Source organism: Cobetia sp. AM6 (assembly GCF_009617955.1).
GTDB lineage: Bacteria > Pseudomonadota > Gammaproteobacteria > Pseudomonadales > Halomonadaceae > Cobetia > Cobetia amphilecti.
This window is the reverse complement of sequence record NZ_AP021868.1, coordinates 1,781,287-1,798,343: the sequence shown is the minus strand read 5'-3', so window position 1 is coordinate 1,798,343 and position 17,057 is coordinate 1,781,287. Positions and strand designations below refer to the sequence as shown.

Below are 17,057 nucleotides of genomic sequence, written 5' to 3'. Positions count from 1 at the left end.
GGGGCAGCGCTCCATTATTCAGATGCCGACGCCTCAGGCAACTGGCGGTCCCTGCCCGCCAGCCAGCCGACACCCGCCATCAGCACACTGAGGACGGCGCAGACCATCAGTGCCAGCTGCCAATTGCCCTGCATATCGTAGAGCGCGCCGATCAGCGGCGGCCCCATGGCCGCGAGCAGATAGCCCAGCGTCTGCGCCATGCTCGACAGCGACGCCGACTGCATGGCATCGCGCGCCCGCAGCCCCATGAACGACAAGGCGAGAATGAAGCTGGCCCCGGAGCCCGCGCCCAGCAACAGCACCCACACCAGTGCCCACTTTGGCATCAGCCATAGCCCGATGAATCCCGCCAGCGACATGCAGGGCGTCGCGAAGGCGATCAGGCGTTGATCCTTCAGGCGCGGCATCAGGGGCACCAGAATCAATCCCGGCAATGCGGAGGCCAGCTGGAGCAGGCCATGCAGCGAGCCCGCCTTCTCGGCCGAGAAGCCATTGTCCGCCAGTATGCTCGGCAGCCAGCTGTTGACGGTATAGAACAGCAGCGAATTGATGCCCATGAAGAGCGTCACCTGCCAGGCCAGTGGCGAGTGCCACACGGCTGCCTGACGCACCGGACGCGCGGCACCCTTCTCGGCACCCTTCTCGGCTTCCTTCGCCGCCGCCGGCAGGGAGCGACGTGACAACTGCGGCCACCACACCCCCATCGTCACCAATGGCAAAACGACCACTATGAGCATCGCGTACTGCCAGCCAGCGCTGCTGCCCTGGGCCAACGGCACCATCAGCGCCGAGGCGATGGCGGCCATGATGCCCATGGTCAGCACATAGCAGGAGGTCAGCAGCGCGACATGCTGCGCAAAGCTGCGTTTGACCAGACTGGGCAGCAGCACATTGCCCACGGCGATGCCCGCCCCGATCAGGCCGATACCCAGATAGAGCGCCAGCATGCTGCCCTGCACCCGCAGCACGATGCCCGCGGCGATCGTCACCAAGGCGAGGAAGAGACTGCGTTCAAGCCCGAGACCTCTGGCGAGGCGCGGCACCCAGGGCGAGACGACGACGAAGGCCAGCAGCGGCAGGATCATCAACAGGCCAGCCGCCGTGGCATTGAAGCCCAGCGCCGCCTGCAGGCGCTCCAGCAGTGGCGCGATACTGGTGAAGGGCGCACGCAGGTTCATGGCGATCAACAGGATACCGGCGATCAATACGGCCGGATGGCTCAGTCTCCGGACAGGAGACGAGTGGCAGAGTTCAGTCATGAGGCGCTCGCAGCGATCGTGAAATGGGGTAATGGCGGGACGACACCCAAGAGATGAGTCCGCGCACAGAGTGAGGCTAGCTTAATCCCCTCGCCCACTGCAGAATTGAGCCATCATGACATCAGATCACTGAAATCAGACAATCTGCGAGCCGCCATGTCAGTGACCACACCCGTCCTACCGTCATCGCCCGGGGTCAGCACCCGTGGCCCCGATCAGGTGCCCTTCTCCAGCAGCGTCTGCGAGCACGACCCGGACATCTACGAGATTCCGGCCAGCGCACTGCATGTCGAGACCGGCCAGCAGGTGATGGAGGTGCCGATCCACCAGCATCGCAAGGGACAGCTGGTGATCGCCCTGCATGGCGTGGTGACCAGTCGCGTACCGGAAGGTCTGTGGATGGTGCCGCCGCACAGCGGGGTCTGGATTCCCGGCAACCTGCCCCACAGCAACCACCTGACCCGTGGCGGCCGCGTCTGCCACCTGTTCATCGAGCCCGGTGCGCTCGAGATGCCAAGCCACAGCTGCACGCTGTCGATCTCGCCCCTGCTGCGTGAGCTGGTGTTGCGCCTGGCGGAGCTGCCCCAGCCGTATCCTGAACAGGGGCCGACCGCGCGGCTGGTCGGTGTGCTGCTGGAAGAGCTGGCCTGCATGCCCAGCGAACGTCTGCACCTGCCCTTGCCCGAAGACCCGCGGCTGACCCGCATCAGCGATGCCCTGATCAAGACCCCGGACGACCGACGCACCCTGGCCGAGTGGGCAGGCGAACTGGCGATGAGCGAACGCACCCTCGCCCGGCTTATCCAGCGTGACACCGGCCTGAGCTTCAGCCGCTGGCGTCAGCAACTGCACCTGGTGGTGGCGATTCGCCTGCTGGCCGAAGGCATGAGCGTGCAGCGCGTCTCGGAAGACGTCGGCTATCAGTCCGTCAACGCCTTCATCAGCATGTTCAAGAAGCTGCTCGGCACCACGCCCGCCCGCTACCTGCAGGAACGCGAGCAACGCCGCTCGGGCAGTGGCATGGGCGGCGCGTGACGGCGTCGCTTACTGAGTGGCCGCCTGTGCCACGCTGACGGCCAGCGCTTCGACGGAATCCACGATCGGCAGCCGGTCATCGAGCAGATGGCTGATAATGGAGAGCTCGGTGCAGGCCAGCACCAGCACATCGGCTTTCTGCGCCACCAGGTCAGCAGCTGCCTGACGGAAGGCTCCCCCGACGGCGTCATCACTCACCTGGCCTTTCTTGACGCTGCGGATCACCTCCAGCATCGCGTCCTCATCCTGGGGATAGGCCAGCGACAGGCCACGCGCCGCGATGAAGCCTTCGTAAAGGCCAATCTTGCGCAGTGCCGGGGAACACAGCATGCCGACACGTGCGCCCGGCCACTGCGCCGCCACCCGGTCCAGGGTGCGCTCGACGATATGCCACACCGGAATCGAGACGGCGTCCTGCGCATCCTGCCAGTAGTAGTGGGCGGTGTTGCAGGGCATGACCAGAAAATCACACCCGGACTGCTCCAGTCGCTGGGCCATTTCCGCGATGGCAGGCCCCGGAGAGACATCGCCCCCTTCCAGCAGAGCCTTGATGCGCGACGGCACCTTGGGATTGTTGTCGACCACCATGTGTACATGGTCGATGTCATCCTCGGCCGGTGTGGCCTGGATCACCTGCTGCATGAAGGCCACCGTGGCATCCGGCCCCATGCCGCCCAACACGCCCACGACGATATGTTCTGCGCCCGAGGCGTCATGCGAGCTGCTCATTGGTCGTTCTCCGACAAAACTCTCACTGAAGATCAAGGCTCGAGAGGATGGCGACGTGGCCGGCATCCTCTCGAGAAACTGTTTCATGAGGCACTGTTCACGAAGGGCTGTGTTTACGAGCCACAGCCCTCCGCTGCGCCGCTAGAAGCCCATCATGTCCGGCAGCCACATCGTCAGCTGCGGCACGAAGGCCAGCAGCAAGGCGATCAGCACCATGGTGCCGACCAGCGGCAGCGCCCGCACCGAGATCTTCTCGATGGACACATTGGCGATGCTGGAGCTGATGAACATGTTCTCGCCCAGCGGCGGGGTCGAGAAGCCGATCCCGAGACTCACCACCAGCACGATCCCGAAGTGCACCGGGTCGACGCCCAGCTCCACCATCACCGGCAGCAACACTGGCGTGACGATCATGATGGTGGCCAGAATCTCGATGAACATGCCGACGATCAGCAGGAAGGCGATCACCAGCACCCACACCAGCCACAGGCTGTCGGTGATGTTGAGGATGCCCTGGGCGATCATGGCCGGAATGTGGTGCTCCACCAGGATGCGACCGAAGGCGGTGGCGGTGAACATGATGATCAGCACGCGACCGGTCAGCCAGGTCGTGTTCTGGAAGGCTTCATTCAAGCCCAGCAGCGAGGACTCCTTGTGAATGAAGACACCGACGAACAGCGCATAGAAGATCGAGACGACGGCGGCTTCGGTCGGTGTGAAGAGGCCGCTGTAGATGCCGCCGAGGATGACCACCGGTGCCATCAGTGACCAGAAGCCTTCCTTGAGCACCTTGAAGACACGCGCCTTGTCGTACGGCTCGCCCTGGGCCTGATAGCCGTTGCGCTTGGCGGTGATGTAGTTGGCGATCATCAGGGCCGCCCCCAGCATGATGCCCGGGATGACACCCGCCATGAACAGCGCCGAGATCGACTCGTTGGCGGTCACCCCGTAGATGACCAACGGCATGCTGGGCGGAATCACGACGCCCAGTCCGCCAGCGGTGGCGGTGATCGCCGCCGGATAGCTGCGGCCGTAGCCACGTTCGATCATCGCCGGGATCACCAGCATGCCCACGGCCGCCGTGGTCGCCGGCCCCGAGCCGGAAATGGCACCGAAGAACATGCAGGCCATCACCGCCGCCGCCCCCAGGCCACCTGCGGCCGGGCCCGCCAGCTCTTCAGCGATACGAATCAGACGCCGCGCGATGCCGGCGTCGCCCATCAGGGCGCCCGCCAGAATGAAGGACGGCAGTGCCATCAGCGGGAAGGAGTTGATCGCCGAGAACGCCAGCTCCACCAGCGAGGTGATGTCATCACCACTGACGACATAGACCGCCATGGACGCCACCCCAAGGGCAACGACGATGGGTGATCCCAGAAACAGCAGTGCACCGAACAGAGAGAACAGAATAGTCGCGGCCATGGCATCAGCCTCCCATCTTGGCGGTGCGGGTGTCATCGGCGGCATCCGGGGCCGCTTCCGTGATGCGCTTCACTTCCTCGTCGTCCACGTTGCCGGGCTCGATGCCTCTGACCAGCTTGAGGAACTGCACCTGCACTACGCGAAAGGCCATCAAGGTGAAGGCCACGGGGAAGATGTAATAGACGTAGGCGAGTGACCAGCCGAGCGCCGGTGACTCATAGGGAAACTCGGTGAGAAGCCCGATCAGATCCAGGCTCTTGTAGGCGATGATCAGGCTGAAGAGCGCCCAGATGAGGTCGACGAACAGCAGGATGGCGTTGGCCACCTTGCGCGGCAGCAGATTGATATGGGTCTGCAGCCGATTGTGGGCACTCAGGTGAGCCGCGTGCGCAGCCCCCAGGAAGACGAACCAGACGAAGGCGTAGCGTGCCAGCTCTTCCATCCATGCCATGCCGATACCGAACACGACACGCAATACCACTTGGGAAAACAGCAGGAGTACGAAGACCGCGAGCAGAAAGCGGCAGGCGTAATCCTCGATATTGTTCAATCTGGCCAACATGCGAGCCTCCTTCACGATGAACTGTGAGAGGGATACCAGCACTGTCTGGTATCCCTGCTCGATAGCATTGAACGCAGCGGGGGTCACTCAGACGTCATTCACGCTGACGCCGCGAGCGACCCCGCCCACTCGGGCTCAGTAGCCCAATGCTTTCTGCAATTCGTCGAAGGATTCCTTGCCGCCGATCTCTTCATAGAACTGCGGCCAGACTTCTTCCTTGGCAATGCTGATCCACTTGTCCTCGTCGGTCAGCTGGGCGGACTGCACCCCTTCAGCTTCCATGGCAGCACGCGCCTGAGAGGCCTCGGTCAGCTGGAATTGAAGCGCATAGAGCTGGGCTTCCAGGCCGGCGCGATCGATGATCTCGCGCTCCTCGTCAGAGAGCTTGTTGTAGGTACGCACCCCCATGACGATCGGCTGCAGGGAGTACTGGTAGTGGACCTCGGTCAGATACTTCTGCACTTCCTGGAACTTCATCGTGTAGTTGACGATGTCCGGGTTGTCCTGGCCATCGATCACGCCCTGCTGCAGACCGGTGAAGACTTCCGGCCACGACATGCTGATCGGGCTGGCGCCCCAGGCCTGATAGGTGGCGAGCATGATCTTGTTCTGCGGCACACGGATCTTCATGCCTTCAAGGTCTTCCAGCGACGTCACCGGACGCTTGGAGTTGGTCAGATAACGGAAGTTGGAATACAGCCAGCTGACGATGTGGACGCCGGCCTGTTTCTCGGCGATCTGGTTCCATTCATCCGCCAGCGGGCCGGTGGTGGCCTTGACGGCATCCGCATGGCTACGCAGTGCATAGGGCATGGTGAGCGCGCCGAGGCGCGGCGCGTAGGGCGTCAGATTGCCGACGCCGATCAGCGCGAAGTCCAGCTTGCCGATGCGCGTGTCCTGGATCATGCCGGTCTCGGAGCCCAGCTGACCGCCCGGGAACAACTCCACCTGCATCTCGCCATCGGAAAGGTCCTCGACCAGTTCCTCGAAGCGCTGTGCAAGCGCGCCCTGATCCGAATCCATCGGATCGCCCATGCCGACCTTGAAGGTCTTCGCCTGAGCGGTCGCTGACATCGCCAACATCACTGCGGTTGCCAAGAGAGCTTTATTGAACATTGTTATTACTCCACTGGTTGCGGGTCCGCATGGCCTGTCATCAGGACATGCGGATTGAAGATCATGTGGCTTTCAAAGCGTTATCGTTATGGGTTCATCCCCGTCACGTGCTGCCGCCGGGCATAGTCACGCGACGGTCGAGACAGGTCGTGCACTGTGCAGAGCGTCCAGGATCAAGTCCGCGATGACCTCACAGTCCTGCACGTCAAAGGTCAGCGGGAGACGCAGATCACACAGCGTCGCCAGCACCCGGTCGGCATTGGGCACTGCACGATGGCTGCCCAGATAGGCCCAGCTGTCGTAGCGGCTGGTGTAATCCTCCGGCAGCGGCTTGCCGTACCATTTCACCGGCAGCCCACGCGCTTCACAGCCTGTGATGAAGGCGGCGATCTGCTCGTGGGAGCACTGCGCCAGCGTGAACTGGATGGAGCTTCCGACGTAGCCTTCCAGCGGGCCACGCAGGATGGGCGTGACGCCCTCCATGGCCGCGAGCCGGTCCTGCATGCGGGCATAGAGGGCATTCCAGCGCTCACGACGCTCTGCCAGCTCCCCCAGTTGCGGGCGCAGGATGGCGGCACGCAGATTGTCCATGCGACCACTCATGTTGGGGGTCTGCAGGCGCGCCTCAGCGAAGCTCTCCGCGGCCGGCGCCGCCAGGTGGCGGTCGTACAGCATGTAAGAGCCCGACAGGATGATGGCGCGTCGCATCACCTCGTCATCGGCGGTCGCCAGCAGGCCACCCTCACCGGAATTGACGTGCTTGTAGGTCTGGGTGCTGTAGCAGCCGACCTTGCCGAAGGTGCCGCTGGGCTTGCCGTCGTAGCTCGCGCCCATGGTATGCGCGCAATCCTCGATCACCGTGATGCCGCGGCTGTCGCAGACCTGCATGATCGCGTGCATGTCGCCGATATGGCCGCGCATGTGCGAGAGCATGAAGAAGCGGGCCCCGCTCTGATCGGCCGCGCGTGCCAGATCCTCCGGATCGACCGTGGTGTCCTCGAGGATGTCCACCAGCACCGGCTCGCCACCGGCGGCGACGATGCTGCCGGGCACCGGGGACAGGGTGAAGGCGTTGCACAGCACCTTGTCACCGGCCTCGAGTCCACAGGCGCGCAGCGCCAGCTGCAGGGCATAGCCGCCGGAGGCACAGGCCAGCGCATGGGGAATGCCCAGACTCGCCGCGAATTCCTGTTCCAGCAGCGCCGTTTCGCCCTGCTCGCCTTCCGCCAGGTTGTAGCGATGCAGGCGACCACTGCGCATCACGGCAACGGCAGCCTCGATGGCGGTGTCGGAGATGGCTTCCTGCTGGGTGAATGACTTGGCAAAACGACGCATGTGGCCTCCTCAATAACGCTTCTGGGCATAGACGGGGAAATCCCAATCCTGCTCGGGGAAGTATTTGGTGAGGCGCCAGTCACAGGCACGCGCATGGCCTTCCATCCCTTCGGTGCGCGAGATGCGCGAACCGATGGCACTGAACTTGAGGTTGGCTTCGGCACTGAGCTGTTGCGTGGTCAGTACCTTCATGAACTTGTGGACATTAAGACCGCCGGAGTAGCGACCGGCGCGCTTGGTCGGCAGGATGTGGTTGGTGCCGGAACACTTGTCACCGTGGGTGACGGTGCTGCCTTCGCCCAGGAACAGAGAGCCGTAGTTGCTGAGGTTCTGCTTCCACCATTCAAGGTCCTCACACAGCACCTGCAGGTGTTCGCAGGCGTACTGATCACTGACCTGGACCACTTCTTCGCGGGTGTCGCACAGGATGACTTCGCCGTAGTCGCGCCAGGCGGCGTGGATGACCTCGGCGTTGGGCATGTCGTTGCCGACCAGCGGCACCAGCTCGATGACGCGGCGCGCGACCTCTTCACTGGTGGTGAACAGCCAGACCGGTGAGTTCGGGCCGTGCTCCGCCTGGGAGACGAGATCCACCGCGATGGTCATCGGGTCTGCGGTGTGATCGGCGATCACCGCCGATTCGGTGGGGCCGGCGAAGACGTCGATGCCGACCTGCCCGAACAGCAGGCGCTTGGCTTCAGCCACGAAGGCGTTGCCCGGGCCGACGAGGATGTCGGCTTCGCGCCCGCCGAACAGGCCGAAGGCCATGCTGGCGACCGCGTGAACGCCGCCCATCTCCAGGATGCGGTCGGCACCGGCCACATGCATGGCGTAGGCCACCGCCGGATTGATGCTGTCACCGCGCGGTGGCGAACAGGCTGTGATGTACTTGACGCCGGCGGCCTTGGCCGTGGCGACGCTCATCAGCGCCGAGGCGGCATGCGCGTAGCGTCCGCCCGGCACGTAGCAACCCGCGGCATCGATGGGCAGCACGCGCTGCCCCAGCACGACACCCGGCTCGGTCTCGATCTCGAAGGATGTCAGGCTGTCGCGCTGCGCTTCGGCGAAACGACGGATCTGGCGATGGGCGAAATCGATATCGTCCTTGACGCTCTGCGGCACGCTTTCGATCAGCGTGGCCAGCTTTTCCTCGCTGAGGACGAAATCGCCGCTCCAGTTGTCGAACTTCTCGGCATACATGCGCACGGCGTCTTCACCACGCGAGCGAATGTCCTGCAGCATGTCCTGGACGATGGCCGTGGTGCGCTGATCTTCCTCTGCCACGCCGTCGGCTGCTTCAGCCAGCTTGAGGTGTCTGATTGTCATTGTGATTCCCCGAAAACTGCTGTGATCATCACGCTCCCTTGCCAGCTGGGCCGGGGAGCGTGTCGTTACGGGATGCGTCAGTCACGCCGCTGTCGTCAGGCGGGACGCATCACTGGCCGCAAACGCTATCAGGCCTGGTAATCCGCGAAGTTGAAGGCATCCGGGTAGCCGAACAGGGCCACGGCACCGCCGGTGTGCAGGAAAACCACGTTCTCGCCTTCCTTGAAGTGCCCCTTGCGTACCAGGTCGATCAGACCGGCCATGCCCTTGCCGGAGTAGACCGGGTCCAGCAGGATGCCTTCCTGCTGAGCCAGCAGCGTGACGGCCTCGATCATGCTTTCGGTCGGAATGCCGTAGCCGTCACCGACGTAATCGCAGTTGGCGACGACATCTTCACGCTTGACCACGTCAGACAGGCCCAGCTTGGCTTCGGTCTTCTGTGCCAGCGCGAAGACATTGCCTTCCTGCTTGTCCTTCGGGGCCCGCACGCCGATGCCGAGTACCGGAATGCCGGAGTTGCAGGCGGTCAGGCCCGTCACCAGACCCGCCTGGGTCCCGGCGCTGCCGGTGGCGTGCACGAGGTGATCGATCTTGAGGCCCATGTCGTTGGCCTGGGACAGCAGTTCGAGGGCGGCATTCACGTAACCCAGCGCGCCGATCTCGTTGGAACCACCCCCCGGGATGATGTAGGGCTTCTTGCCCTTGCCGATCAGCTTGTCGGCCAGCGCTTCCATCTCGGCGGCCATGTCGGCACCGCCTTCACGCTTGGCGACCGTCGCGCCATGCAACTGGTCGAGGAAGACGTTGCCGTTGTAGTTGTAGCTGCGGTCGTCGCTGCCGGTACGGTCTTCCAGCAGGATGTGGCACTCAAGACCCAGCTTGCAGGCAGCGGCAGCGGTCTGACGCGCGTGGTTGGACTGGGTAGCGCCCTGGGTGATGATGGTGTCGGCGCCCTGCTCCAGCGCGTCTGCCATCAGGAATTCCAGCTTGCGAGTCTTGTTGCCACCGGTGGAAAGCCCGGTGCAGTCATCACGTTTGATCCAGAGACGCGGCCCACCCAACAGCTTGCTCAGGTTGTCCATCGGCTCCAGCGGAGTCGAGAGGTGACCAAGGCGAACACGGGGAAAACGGGACAGATGCATACGAGCCTCCAGGCGAGTCATTGTTGTCATAGGGGGTTACTCTCATAACGACGTTCGTCGAATGTGTGACATCACTCCGGCACGCCGCCGAGCGGTCTTCTCAACAGTAAGCCGCGATTCTCGCCAGTCCCAATGCCATGTTTCTCAAAGTTTGTTACTTTTCTGCATGACCAGCTCTTTGCTCTTGTCCGACTCAGGCATCCAGAAGATCGTCATGCCCGCGACGCCGACCGGCAGTCATATCCATTGCCTGTGGCCTGTGGCCCCTGGCCCTTCGGCGCTGCCCTACCATTGACGAACCAAGGATGGTTCATGCTCCGGGGGTGTGCTTGCGGTCTTCACCCCAACAAGCACTCGGTGCATGATGGCCGACCTCCAACAACAACCGACATCTCCTCAGGCGACGCATGAAGATCGAATGGATCGAAGACTTTCTCGCATTGATCGAGGCCGGAACCTTCTCGCTGGCAGCCGAGAGACGCAACGTGACGCAACCCGCCTTCTCGCGCCGGATACGGCAGCTGGAAGAGTGGCTGGGCGTCGAGCTGGTCTATCGTCAGTCGCAGCGCATGATCCTCACCGAGCACGCGCTGGAATATGAGCAGGAAATGCGGGAATGGCTGGCGCGGCTCTACACGTTGCGCAGCCGCCTGCGCAGCGAGGCCCGCCAGGGGCCGAAGGCAATCATCACCACCCAGCACACCCTCACCGTCAGCTATCTGCCGCGGTTGCTGCGCTATTTCCGGCACAACTCCCCCGAAGCCGGACTGCAGGTGAAATCACTGGATCGCAGCGAATGCCTGCAACTGTTCGAGCATGATCAGGCAGACCTGCTGCTGTGCTCAGAACTGCAGGGCGCGCCGATCTTCGATGACAACGGCGACACCCAGCGCATCTCGCTGGGGCTGGAGCGGCTGCTGCCGGTGTGTGCTCCGGACGCCCAGGGGCGCCCCCTGCACCTGCCGCGCAGTGACCAGCGCCTGCCCTTGATCGCCTATGATCCGGAGAGTTTTCTGGGCCAGATTCTGGCCTCGCCCTACCTGATGGACCTGCAGCGCGCCCAGGACATCGACATCATCTGCGAGACGTCCTTTACGCTGGGCATTCGTGAACTGGTGATGGCCGGATTGGGAGTCGGTTGGCTGCCCCACGGCCTGATCGAGGATGATCTGGAGAGCGGCAGACTGGTCTCGCTATTGGATGATCTGGGCGGCCCGACCCTCGAGGTGGCCTGCTATTGTCGCCGTGGCAAGCACAGCGCGGCGACCGAGTCGCTGTGGCAACTGCTCAACGAGAGCCCACCTTCGGTGTAAGCCCATCTGGCGCTCACCTGTCTGCTGGGCTCTGACTTGACCAGCACTGACTTGACTGGCACTGACTCGAGCAGCACGCAGCTGCCAACCGTTTCTTGAGGAACCAGCATGAATCGCATCAACCCCGACAAGCTGTTGCAGAGCAAATGGACCGCCGTGTCGCCCCGGGAGCGTGAGCGCCATTTCATCGTCACACGCTTGATTCGTGATGAGCAGGACGAACATGTGGTCGAGGTCGTGTTGCAGGCGGTGCTGACACGCAGGGATTACACCCTCGCCTGGCGCGAGCTCAAGGCAGATGATGTCTGGCAGATGGGCTGGAAATGACGGGCTGGAAATGATGACCTGACTTGAGCATCGCTGAACGCAGAAACGCCGCCCTCGGGCGGCGTTTCTGCGTCTATGCAACAGAGGGTGAGACGGATTGAAGCCTGATCTTGACTGGCCTTGCCTTGCCTGGCCTTGAGACTGACCGAAAGTCACTGAGAAAAGATCTCAGGCCACGACCTCGGCTTCCAGCTGGTCACACAGCAGCGCCATGCGCTGCACCGCTTCCAGCAGGCTGTCGTCCGGCACGGTCAGGGCGACACGTACCAGCGGCGTACCGCAATCACCGAAGACGCTGCCGGGCATCACCGCCACCTGCTGCTGTTCCAGCAGCCGCCAGGCGAATTGCTCACCGTTCAGGCCGGTGCGTGAGACATCGACCATCAGGAACATGCCGCCCTGGGGCAGGCTGGAGGACAGCTGCGGGATGGCCGCCAGCGCCTCGTGGACCAGACGCGCGCGGCGCCTGAGAGAGTCGCGCAGACGCTCGGTGGTATCGAAATCCCCGCGCAGCGCGGCCTCGGTCATGTCGGCGATGAAGGGCTGGTTGCCGAACAGCATGGTTTCCGAGACAGGCAACAGCCGACGGCAGAATTCCGCCGATCCGATGGCCCAGCCACTGCGAAAACCGGTGGCAGCGTGACTCTTGGAGATCGAGGACACCACCACGGTGCGCTCACGCAGTGCCTCGATTTCCAGCGGCGAGACGAATTCGCCCGTGAAGATCAGCGCTTCATAGACCTCATCACAGACGATCCACAGATCATGCTCGCGACATAGCGCGCCGATATGCTCGAGGGTCGTTCGGTCCATCACCGCCCCGGTGGGGTTGTGCGGCGTATTGAGCAGCAACACACGGCTCTGCGGCGTGATGGCCGCGGCCAGATCGTCTGGCTGCAACACGAAGCCATGCTCCATGCGCAGCGGTACCGGCTGCAGGTCACCGCCGGCGCCGCGGATCACGCCCTCATAGGTCGCGTAGTAGGGGTCGCCGGTCAGTACGCCGGCCCCCTCCTCCACCAGCGCCAGCATCACCGCGAACAGCGCCGTCTGCGTGCCGGGGAAACACAGCACGTTGTCTGCACTGATCTCGGGCATGCGCGCGGCGTAGCGCTCGGCCAGTGCCGCGACCAGCCCCGGTTCACCACGGCCATCGGAGTAGCGGGTACGGCCAGCCCGCAGCGCCTCGACACAGTGCTCGACCAGGGCCGGGTGCGTGGCGATATCCGGCTCCCCGATGGTCAGCTCGATGATCGGCTCGCCGGCCTGGATACGCTGGCGGGCGGCGCTGTGAACGGCCCATTTGTCACCGCCCAGATCACTCAGTCGTTCGGTAATGGTGGCGTAGCGCATGCTCAACTCCTGTGAGGTGGGGGTGATGTCGTGATAGCGACGTGCTCAAGCAAGGTGCCCTGTGGCAGCCGCAGAATGCCCTCTGCCGCCCGCATGGCGATCGCGGGCAGCCGCTCGACCGGATAGAGGTCGTGTTCCAGCCCGCCTTCCAGCCACAGGCCATCGATCAAGCCATTGAGGGCGATCGCCTGCTCCTGACATTCACTCTCGGTGGCGGGCAGCGCGTGGGCACTCAGCACCGGCTTGACCAGCTGTGCGAGCAGGTCGAGAAACTCGCGATAGGTTTCTTGGTGCACCGCCGAATAGCTGGCATCGTGGCGCACCCGGCCGATGAAGGTCGCCCACAGGGAGACCTTGTGGGCGGCCAGGTTGGGCTGCGTGAGACTCGCCGCGATGAAGCGCGCCAGACGACACGCCGGGGATACATCACTGGCCGGGCTGGCATCGGCGATATCGGAGGTCAGCTGGCCCATCATGTAGGCGTAGGCGGCCCGCACCATGTCGTCCTTGGTACCGAAATGGTGGCGAATCAGTCCCGGCGAGACCCCGGCCGCCTCCGCCACACGGCGAACGCTGGCACCGGCCAGACCGTGCTGCGCGACACAGCTCAAGGTGGCTTCCAGCAGGTCGCGACGACGCTGATCCTGGGAAAGCCGCTGGAATGCCTTGCGACTCATCGTGATGTCTCCCGTCCGGTCGCTGTCCCGCGCATCAGGCACTCGATGGCCTCTCGAACGAAGATGCCTTCAACAGCGCGCCTGCTATTAACAACGATAATCACAGCCAAGGCTCTCCAGCAGTCGCAGATGAGACTCCCACTCCAGCGCCAGATCTCCCTCCTCGTGGATGGCCATGTCGTACTGACCGACCACATGCTCACAGATCTCGGGCGAGAGGCGGCGCACCGGCTGGCCCATGGACAGAGTCGCGACCTGGATCTCGCAGCTGCGCTCGAGATAGAACATGTTGTTGAACATCTCGGCGGCAGAGGCGCCGGTGGTCAGCAGGCCATGATTGCGCAGGATCAGTGCCGGATTGTCGCCAAGGCTTGCCACAATGCGCTCGCGCTCATCCAGATCCAGCGCGATACCCTCATAATCGTGGTAGGAGACGCGGCCATGGAACTGCAGGGCGATCTGATTCAGTGGCAAGAGCCCTTCTTCCAGGCTCGACACCGCCACACCGGCGCGGGTATGGGTATGCATGATCCAGCTGGCTGAGTGACTTGCCGCATGAATCGCCGAGTGAATGGTGAAACCGGCCGGATTGACCCGCGCGGCACTGTCATCGACCTTCTGGCCGTTGACGTCGATCTTGACCAACGAGGACGCCGTGATTTCCTCCCAGCGCCAGCCGTAAGGATTGATCAGAAAATGCCCTTCCTCATCCGGTACCCGCGCCGTGATGTGGGTGTAGATCAGGTCGGTCATGCGATAGTGCGCTGCCAACCGATAGCAGGCCGCCAGGTCCAGGCGTGCTTGCCACTCCGCGTCACTCATGGTCGATGCCGGCATGTTGCTGTCTCCTGTGGTCACAATGTCGCTGTCTGGGGTCGAGAAAGGCTCGGCTGAGCCTTGAGAAGCATTGAAGCGTCCACCTTCGGTGTTCAAGCGACGCGGGCCTCAATCGCTGAGGGTTTTAAGCGCTGCGGCCCTCAATAGCCGCGCTGGCGATCCACGCCCAGCATGAGCGGCAGGCCATCGCGCAACTCACGCGCCGTGGCCACCACCTGTTCGGCCACCACCTCGGGGAGCGAGTCACTGGCCACATGCGGCGTGATGCGCAGGCGCGCGTCCTGCCACCAGCGGTGAGTGGGCGCCAGCGGCTCCTCGCGGAAGACATCCAGCGTCGCGCCTGCCAGTTGTCCGGCGTCGAGCGCGGCTTCAAGGTCCGCTTCCACCAGGTGCTCGCCGCGGCCGATCTGCACCAGCCAGGCGCCACGGCGCAGCCGGGCGAACAAGGCAGCGTTCAGCACGTTCTCGGTCACCGGGGTCAGCGGCAGGATATTGATCAGATAATCGGCGCCGTCGGCCGCCGCCATGACGGCAGCGTCACCGGTCAGGTAACGCACGCCCGGCACCGGCGCGGCCGGTTCGCTGCGACAGGCGACCGTCACCGAGAACCCCAGGGTCGACAGCGAACTGACCACGGCGCGCCCCATGCTGCCGTGGCCCAGCACGGCCACCTGTGCCTTCTCTGGCGCACGCATTGCCAACGGCTGCCATTCGCCACGCGTGGCATTGTCGGCCATGACGGCAAACTCGCGCTCGCGATGCAGTACCTCGTGAGCGGCGAATCCGGCCATCAGATACGCCTGATGCGGATCGCGCACCCGTGCGACCTGAACCTCGGCCGAGAGCCCCGGATGACTCATCAGGGCATCCACCCCCGCCGCGATCGACATGGCAAGCCGAAGATTCGGGTACGGCGCGAAGGCATCCTCCCCCGGCTGCCAGCAGATGGCGAACCGCACCTCGCTCGGGTCCTCGATCTCATGCGGATGACGCAGCACGACATCGTCGCCCAGCTGGCGCAGTGCTTCACCGTAGACGCTGTCCAGGTCCAGGGACTCACTCAGATAGACACCCAGAATCGGGGCTTGGCTTGGCATTGGCTCTCCTTGTGACACGACTGGCAGCGAGTGGGTTGCCATGGATTTCTCCTCACTATTACACACTCGTATAACTACTGCCAACCGTCACGTGCTCCCCTGCTCCCTCATCGCCTTGCCAATGCCTTGATCGATGGGGTTTTTCCGTCACCGCACTGTTCTGGATGAAACATGCGCGCCACAACGACAAAAGGAGAGGCGCAAGCGCCTCTCCTTTTTCATGTGTTACCTGGTCAATGGTGCAAGCTGGCGTCAGCGGTGATGACAGCCTGACGCTGCCAACCTGATGGCAGCGAAGGAATTCACAACGAGGCCACCTTCGCCACTGGCGGGCGCTGCTTGCCCTGGGTGACGATGTAGATACCGCTTGCGACCACGATGGCGGCGCCCAGCAAGGTCATGGCATCGAGGCTTTCCCCCAGCACCATGACCCCGAGCGCCAAGGCAAACAGGACGCGGGTATAGCGAAATGGCGTGACCACCGAGACCTCGCCCTTGCGCATGGCAATCGTCAAGGCGTTGTAGGCGATGACCCCGAGTATCACGGCACCCACGATCAGCCAGGTCGCCTCGGGCGCATACGCAAGCGGAGTCTGCTGGTAGAGAGCGATCAGCCCCCCCGCCGGAATCAGGGCGAGAAAGCCATAGATGCCGAGCTGGACGTTGGACAACGACGCCGGCGCGCCGCGCGTCGCCAGGTCTCGTCCGGCGAAGCCGATCGTGCTGATCACCGCAAACAGTGAGGACATGTTGAAGCTGTCGAGACCGGGACGCACGATCAGCAGCACGCCAATGAAGCCGACACCGATTGCCAGCCAGCGCTTGCGGCTGACGCGCTCCCCGAAGAACAGTGCCGCCCCGGCCACCACGACCAGCGGCGTCGCCTGCAGGATGGTGGAGGCGGTGGAAAGCGGCATCAGGGTGATGGCGAGGGCGAAGCTGCTGCGGGCGATGATTTCACAGATGACACGCACCAGAATCGGACGCGAGAAGATCGCCGCAGGCATGAGGGACTCGCCGCGCAGGCAGGTCAACAGCATGAAGACCAGCATGCCGCCGAGACCGAACAGCATTAGGGTGATACCGGTCGAGGTATGCCCCGCCGCCAACTTGAACAACAGATCCTCCACCGCGAATGCTGCCATCGCGATGACCATGAAAATACTGCTACGCATATTGTCCACTCACGCCACCTTGATCTTTCAAGTCACATTCACCAGAGGGTCTGGCGGCCAGGATCAAGCGCGTATCGCGCTGCAACATCACCCCAAGGCAGGCAGCGGGTCCGCTTGATCATCGGTGGCATCGTCCTGCCACCACGCCATCAAGTCTTGCACCCTGTGCTTGAGGTGAAACAGGCGCGATTGCGGCAAAGACGCGTTTCAGAAACCCTCAGGATGGCGCAAGGTCACGCTATCCGGCACTCGAGTGATACGCTGGCAGCGCTCTTGTTAGACGAAAGATATGGCGTCAGGCGCTCGGCGCGCTCGAATCAGAACGTCACGGAAAGCCCGAACTTCAAGTCAG

16 protein-coding genes are annotated in these 17,057 nt (G+C 63.3%); 3 read left to right on the top strand and 13 right to left on the bottom strand.

Annotated features, from left to right (window positions below; genetic code table 11):
- Positions 1-14: 14 nt before the first annotated feature.
- Positions 15-1,259 carry an MFS transporter gene (locus tag CLAM6_RS07700; protein WP_153635643.1) on the bottom strand — a complete coding sequence of 415 codons (1,245 nt, stop codon included), beginning with the start codon at positions 1,257-1,259 and terminating at the stop codon, positions 15-17.
- 156 nt (positions 1,260-1,415) lie between these two features.
- On the opposite strand from CLAM6_RS07700, the gene CLAM6_RS07695 reads away from it, so the two are divergent.
- Positions 1,416-2,294: a helix-turn-helix domain-containing protein gene (locus CLAM6_RS07695; RefSeq protein WP_153635642.1), complete on the top strand. Its 879-nt coding sequence runs from the start codon at positions 1,416-1,418 to the stop codon at positions 2,292-2,294.
- Between the two features lie 9 nt (positions 2,295-2,303).
- Here CLAM6_RS07695 and CLAM6_RS07690 read toward each other — a convergent pair whose 3' ends face one another.
- From CLAM6_RS07690 to CLAM6_RS07660, 7 genes are all read right to left on the bottom strand, one after another.
- Complete coding sequence (locus CLAM6_RS07690; RefSeq protein ID WP_153635641.1) at positions 2,304-3,023, bottom strand: aspartate/glutamate racemase family protein; 720 nt, start codon at positions 3,021-3,023, stop codon at positions 2,304-2,306.
- A gap of 141 nt (positions 3,024-3,164) precedes the next feature.
- Positions 3,165-4,445 (bottom strand): TRAP transporter large permease, encoded by a 1,281-nt coding sequence (locus CLAM6_RS07685; protein WP_043332797.1) that lies wholly within the window; start codon positions 4,443-4,445, stop codon positions 3,165-3,167.
- 4 nt (positions 4,446-4,449) lie between these two features.
- Positions 4,450-5,007 carry a TRAP transporter small permease gene (locus tag CLAM6_RS07680; protein ID WP_153635640.1) on the bottom strand — a complete coding sequence of 186 codons (558 nt, stop codon included), beginning with the start codon at positions 5,005-5,007 and terminating at the stop codon, positions 4,450-4,452.
- A gap of 135 nt (positions 5,008-5,142) precedes the next feature.
- Positions 5,143-6,081, bottom strand: coding sequence for a TRAP transporter substrate-binding protein (locus tag CLAM6_RS07675; RefSeq protein WP_197738732.1), 939 nt, complete (start codon positions 6,079-6,081; stop codon positions 5,143-5,145).
- A gap of 168 nt (positions 6,082-6,249) precedes the next feature.
- Complete coding sequence (locus tag CLAM6_RS07670) at positions 6,250-7,458, bottom strand: DegT/DnrJ/EryC1/StrS family aminotransferase (RefSeq protein ID WP_153635638.1); 1,209 nt, start codon at positions 7,456-7,458, stop codon at positions 6,250-6,252.
- Between the two features lie 9 nt (positions 7,459-7,467).
- On the bottom strand, positions 7,468-8,784 hold the full coding sequence (gene hisD / locus CLAM6_RS07665) for a histidinol dehydrogenase (protein ID WP_153635637.1): 1,317 nt from the start codon (positions 8,782-8,784) through the stop codon (positions 7,468-7,470).
- Between the two features lie 128 nt (positions 8,785-8,912).
- Complete coding sequence (locus CLAM6_RS07660) at positions 8,913-9,926, bottom strand: D-cysteine desulfhydrase (RefSeq protein WP_043332804.1); 1,014 nt, start codon at positions 9,924-9,926, stop codon at positions 8,913-8,915.
- Positions 9,927-10,333: 407 nt separating this feature from the next.
- Here CLAM6_RS07660 and CLAM6_RS07655 point away from each other — a divergent pair, with 407 nt between their 5' ends.
- Entirely contained in the window at positions 10,334-11,239 is a 906-nt protein-coding gene (locus CLAM6_RS07655) for a LysR family transcriptional regulator (protein ID WP_043332806.1), read from the top strand.
- A 108-nt stretch (positions 11,240-11,347) separates the two neighbouring features.
- Complete coding sequence (locus CLAM6_RS07650; RefSeq protein WP_043332808.1) at positions 11,348-11,566, top strand: TIGR02450 family Trp-rich protein; 219 nt, start codon at positions 11,348-11,350, stop codon at positions 11,564-11,566.
- Between the two features lie 168 nt (positions 11,567-11,734).
- Here CLAM6_RS07650 and CLAM6_RS07645 read toward each other — a convergent pair whose 3' ends face one another.
- From CLAM6_RS07645 to CLAM6_RS07625, 5 genes are all read right to left on the bottom strand, one after another.
- On the bottom strand, positions 11,735-12,919 hold the full coding sequence (locus CLAM6_RS07645) for a pyridoxal phosphate-dependent aminotransferase (RefSeq protein ID WP_153635636.1): 1,185 nt from the start codon (positions 12,917-12,919) through the stop codon (positions 11,735-11,737).
- 2 nt (positions 12,920-12,921) lie between these two features.
- Positions 12,922-13,596 carry a TetR/AcrR family transcriptional regulator gene (locus tag CLAM6_RS07640; protein WP_153635635.1) on the bottom strand — a complete coding sequence of 225 codons (675 nt, stop codon included), beginning with the start codon at positions 13,594-13,596 and terminating at the stop codon, positions 12,922-12,924.
- An 87-nt stretch (positions 13,597-13,683) separates the two neighbouring features.
- Complete coding sequence (locus CLAM6_RS07635) at positions 13,684-14,433, bottom strand: class II aldolase/adducin family protein (protein WP_197738731.1); 750 nt, start codon at positions 14,431-14,433, stop codon at positions 13,684-13,686.
- A gap of 140 nt (positions 14,434-14,573) precedes the next feature.
- Positions 14,574-15,530 (bottom strand): NAD(P)-dependent oxidoreductase, encoded by a 957-nt coding sequence (locus CLAM6_RS07630; protein ID WP_153635634.1) that lies wholly within the window; start codon positions 15,528-15,530, stop codon positions 14,574-14,576.
- Between the two features lie 302 nt (positions 15,531-15,832).
- Positions 15,833-16,705, bottom strand: coding sequence for a DMT family transporter (locus tag CLAM6_RS07625; protein ID WP_197738730.1), 873 nt, complete (start codon positions 16,703-16,705; stop codon positions 15,833-15,835).
- Positions 16,706-17,057 lie beyond the last annotated feature (352 nt).

Coding starts and splice junctions, on each gene's coding strand:
- CLAM6_RS07655 (WP_043332806.1), top strand. CDS start 10,334: ATGAAGATCGAATGGATCGAAGACTTTCTCGCATTGATCGAGGCCGGA.
- CLAM6_RS07650 (WP_043332808.1), top strand. CDS start 11,348: ATGAATCGCATCAACCCCGACAAGCTGTTGCAGAGCAAATGGACCGCC.
- CLAM6_RS07645 (WP_153635636.1), bottom strand. CDS start 12,919: ATGCGCTACGCCACCATTACCGAACGACTGAGTGATCTGGGCGGTGAC.
- CLAM6_RS07675 (WP_197738732.1), bottom strand. CDS start 6,081: ATGTCAGCGACCGCTCAGGCGAAGACCTTCAAGGTCGGCATGGGCGAT.
- CLAM6_RS07690 (WP_153635641.1), bottom strand. CDS start 3,023: ATGAGCAGCTCGCATGACGCCTCGGGCGCAGAACATATCGTCGTGGGC.
- CLAM6_RS07695 (WP_153635642.1), top strand. CDS start 1,416: ATGTCAGTGACCACACCCGTCCTACCGTCATCGCCCGGGGTCAGCACC.
- CLAM6_RS07685 (WP_043332797.1), bottom strand. CDS start 4,445: ATGGCCGCGACTATTCTGTTCTCTCTGTTCGGTGCACTGCTGTTTCTG.
- CLAM6_RS07660 (WP_043332804.1), bottom strand. CDS start 9,926: ATGCATCTGTCCCGTTTTCCCCGTGTTCGCCTTGGTCACCTCTCGACT.
- CLAM6_RS07640 (WP_153635635.1), bottom strand. CDS start 13,596: ATGAGTCGCAAGGCATTCCAGCGGCTTTCCCAGGATCAGCGTCGTCGC.
- CLAM6_RS07635 (WP_197738731.1), bottom strand. CDS start 14,433: ATGCCGGCATCGACCATGAGTGACGCGGAGTGGCAAGCACGCCTGGAC.
- hisD (WP_153635637.1), bottom strand. CDS start 8,784: ATGACAATCAGACACCTCAAGCTGGCTGAAGCAGCCGACGGCGTGGCA.
- CLAM6_RS07630 (WP_153635634.1), bottom strand. CDS start 15,530: ATGCCAAGCCAAGCCCCGATTCTGGGTGTCTATCTGAGTGAGTCCCTG.
- CLAM6_RS07700 (WP_153635643.1), bottom strand. CDS start 1,259: ATGACTGAACTCTGCCACTCGTCTCCTGTCCGGAGACTGAGCCATCCG.
- CLAM6_RS07670 (WP_153635638.1), bottom strand. CDS start 7,458: ATGCGTCGTTTTGCCAAGTCATTCACCCAGCAGGAAGCCATCTCCGAC.
- CLAM6_RS07680 (WP_153635640.1), bottom strand. CDS start 5,007: ATGTTGGCCAGATTGAACAATATCGAGGATTACGCCTGCCGCTTTCTG.
- CLAM6_RS07625 (WP_197738730.1), bottom strand. CDS start 16,705: ATGCGTAGCAGTATTTTCATGGTCATCGCGATGGCAGCATTCGCGGTG.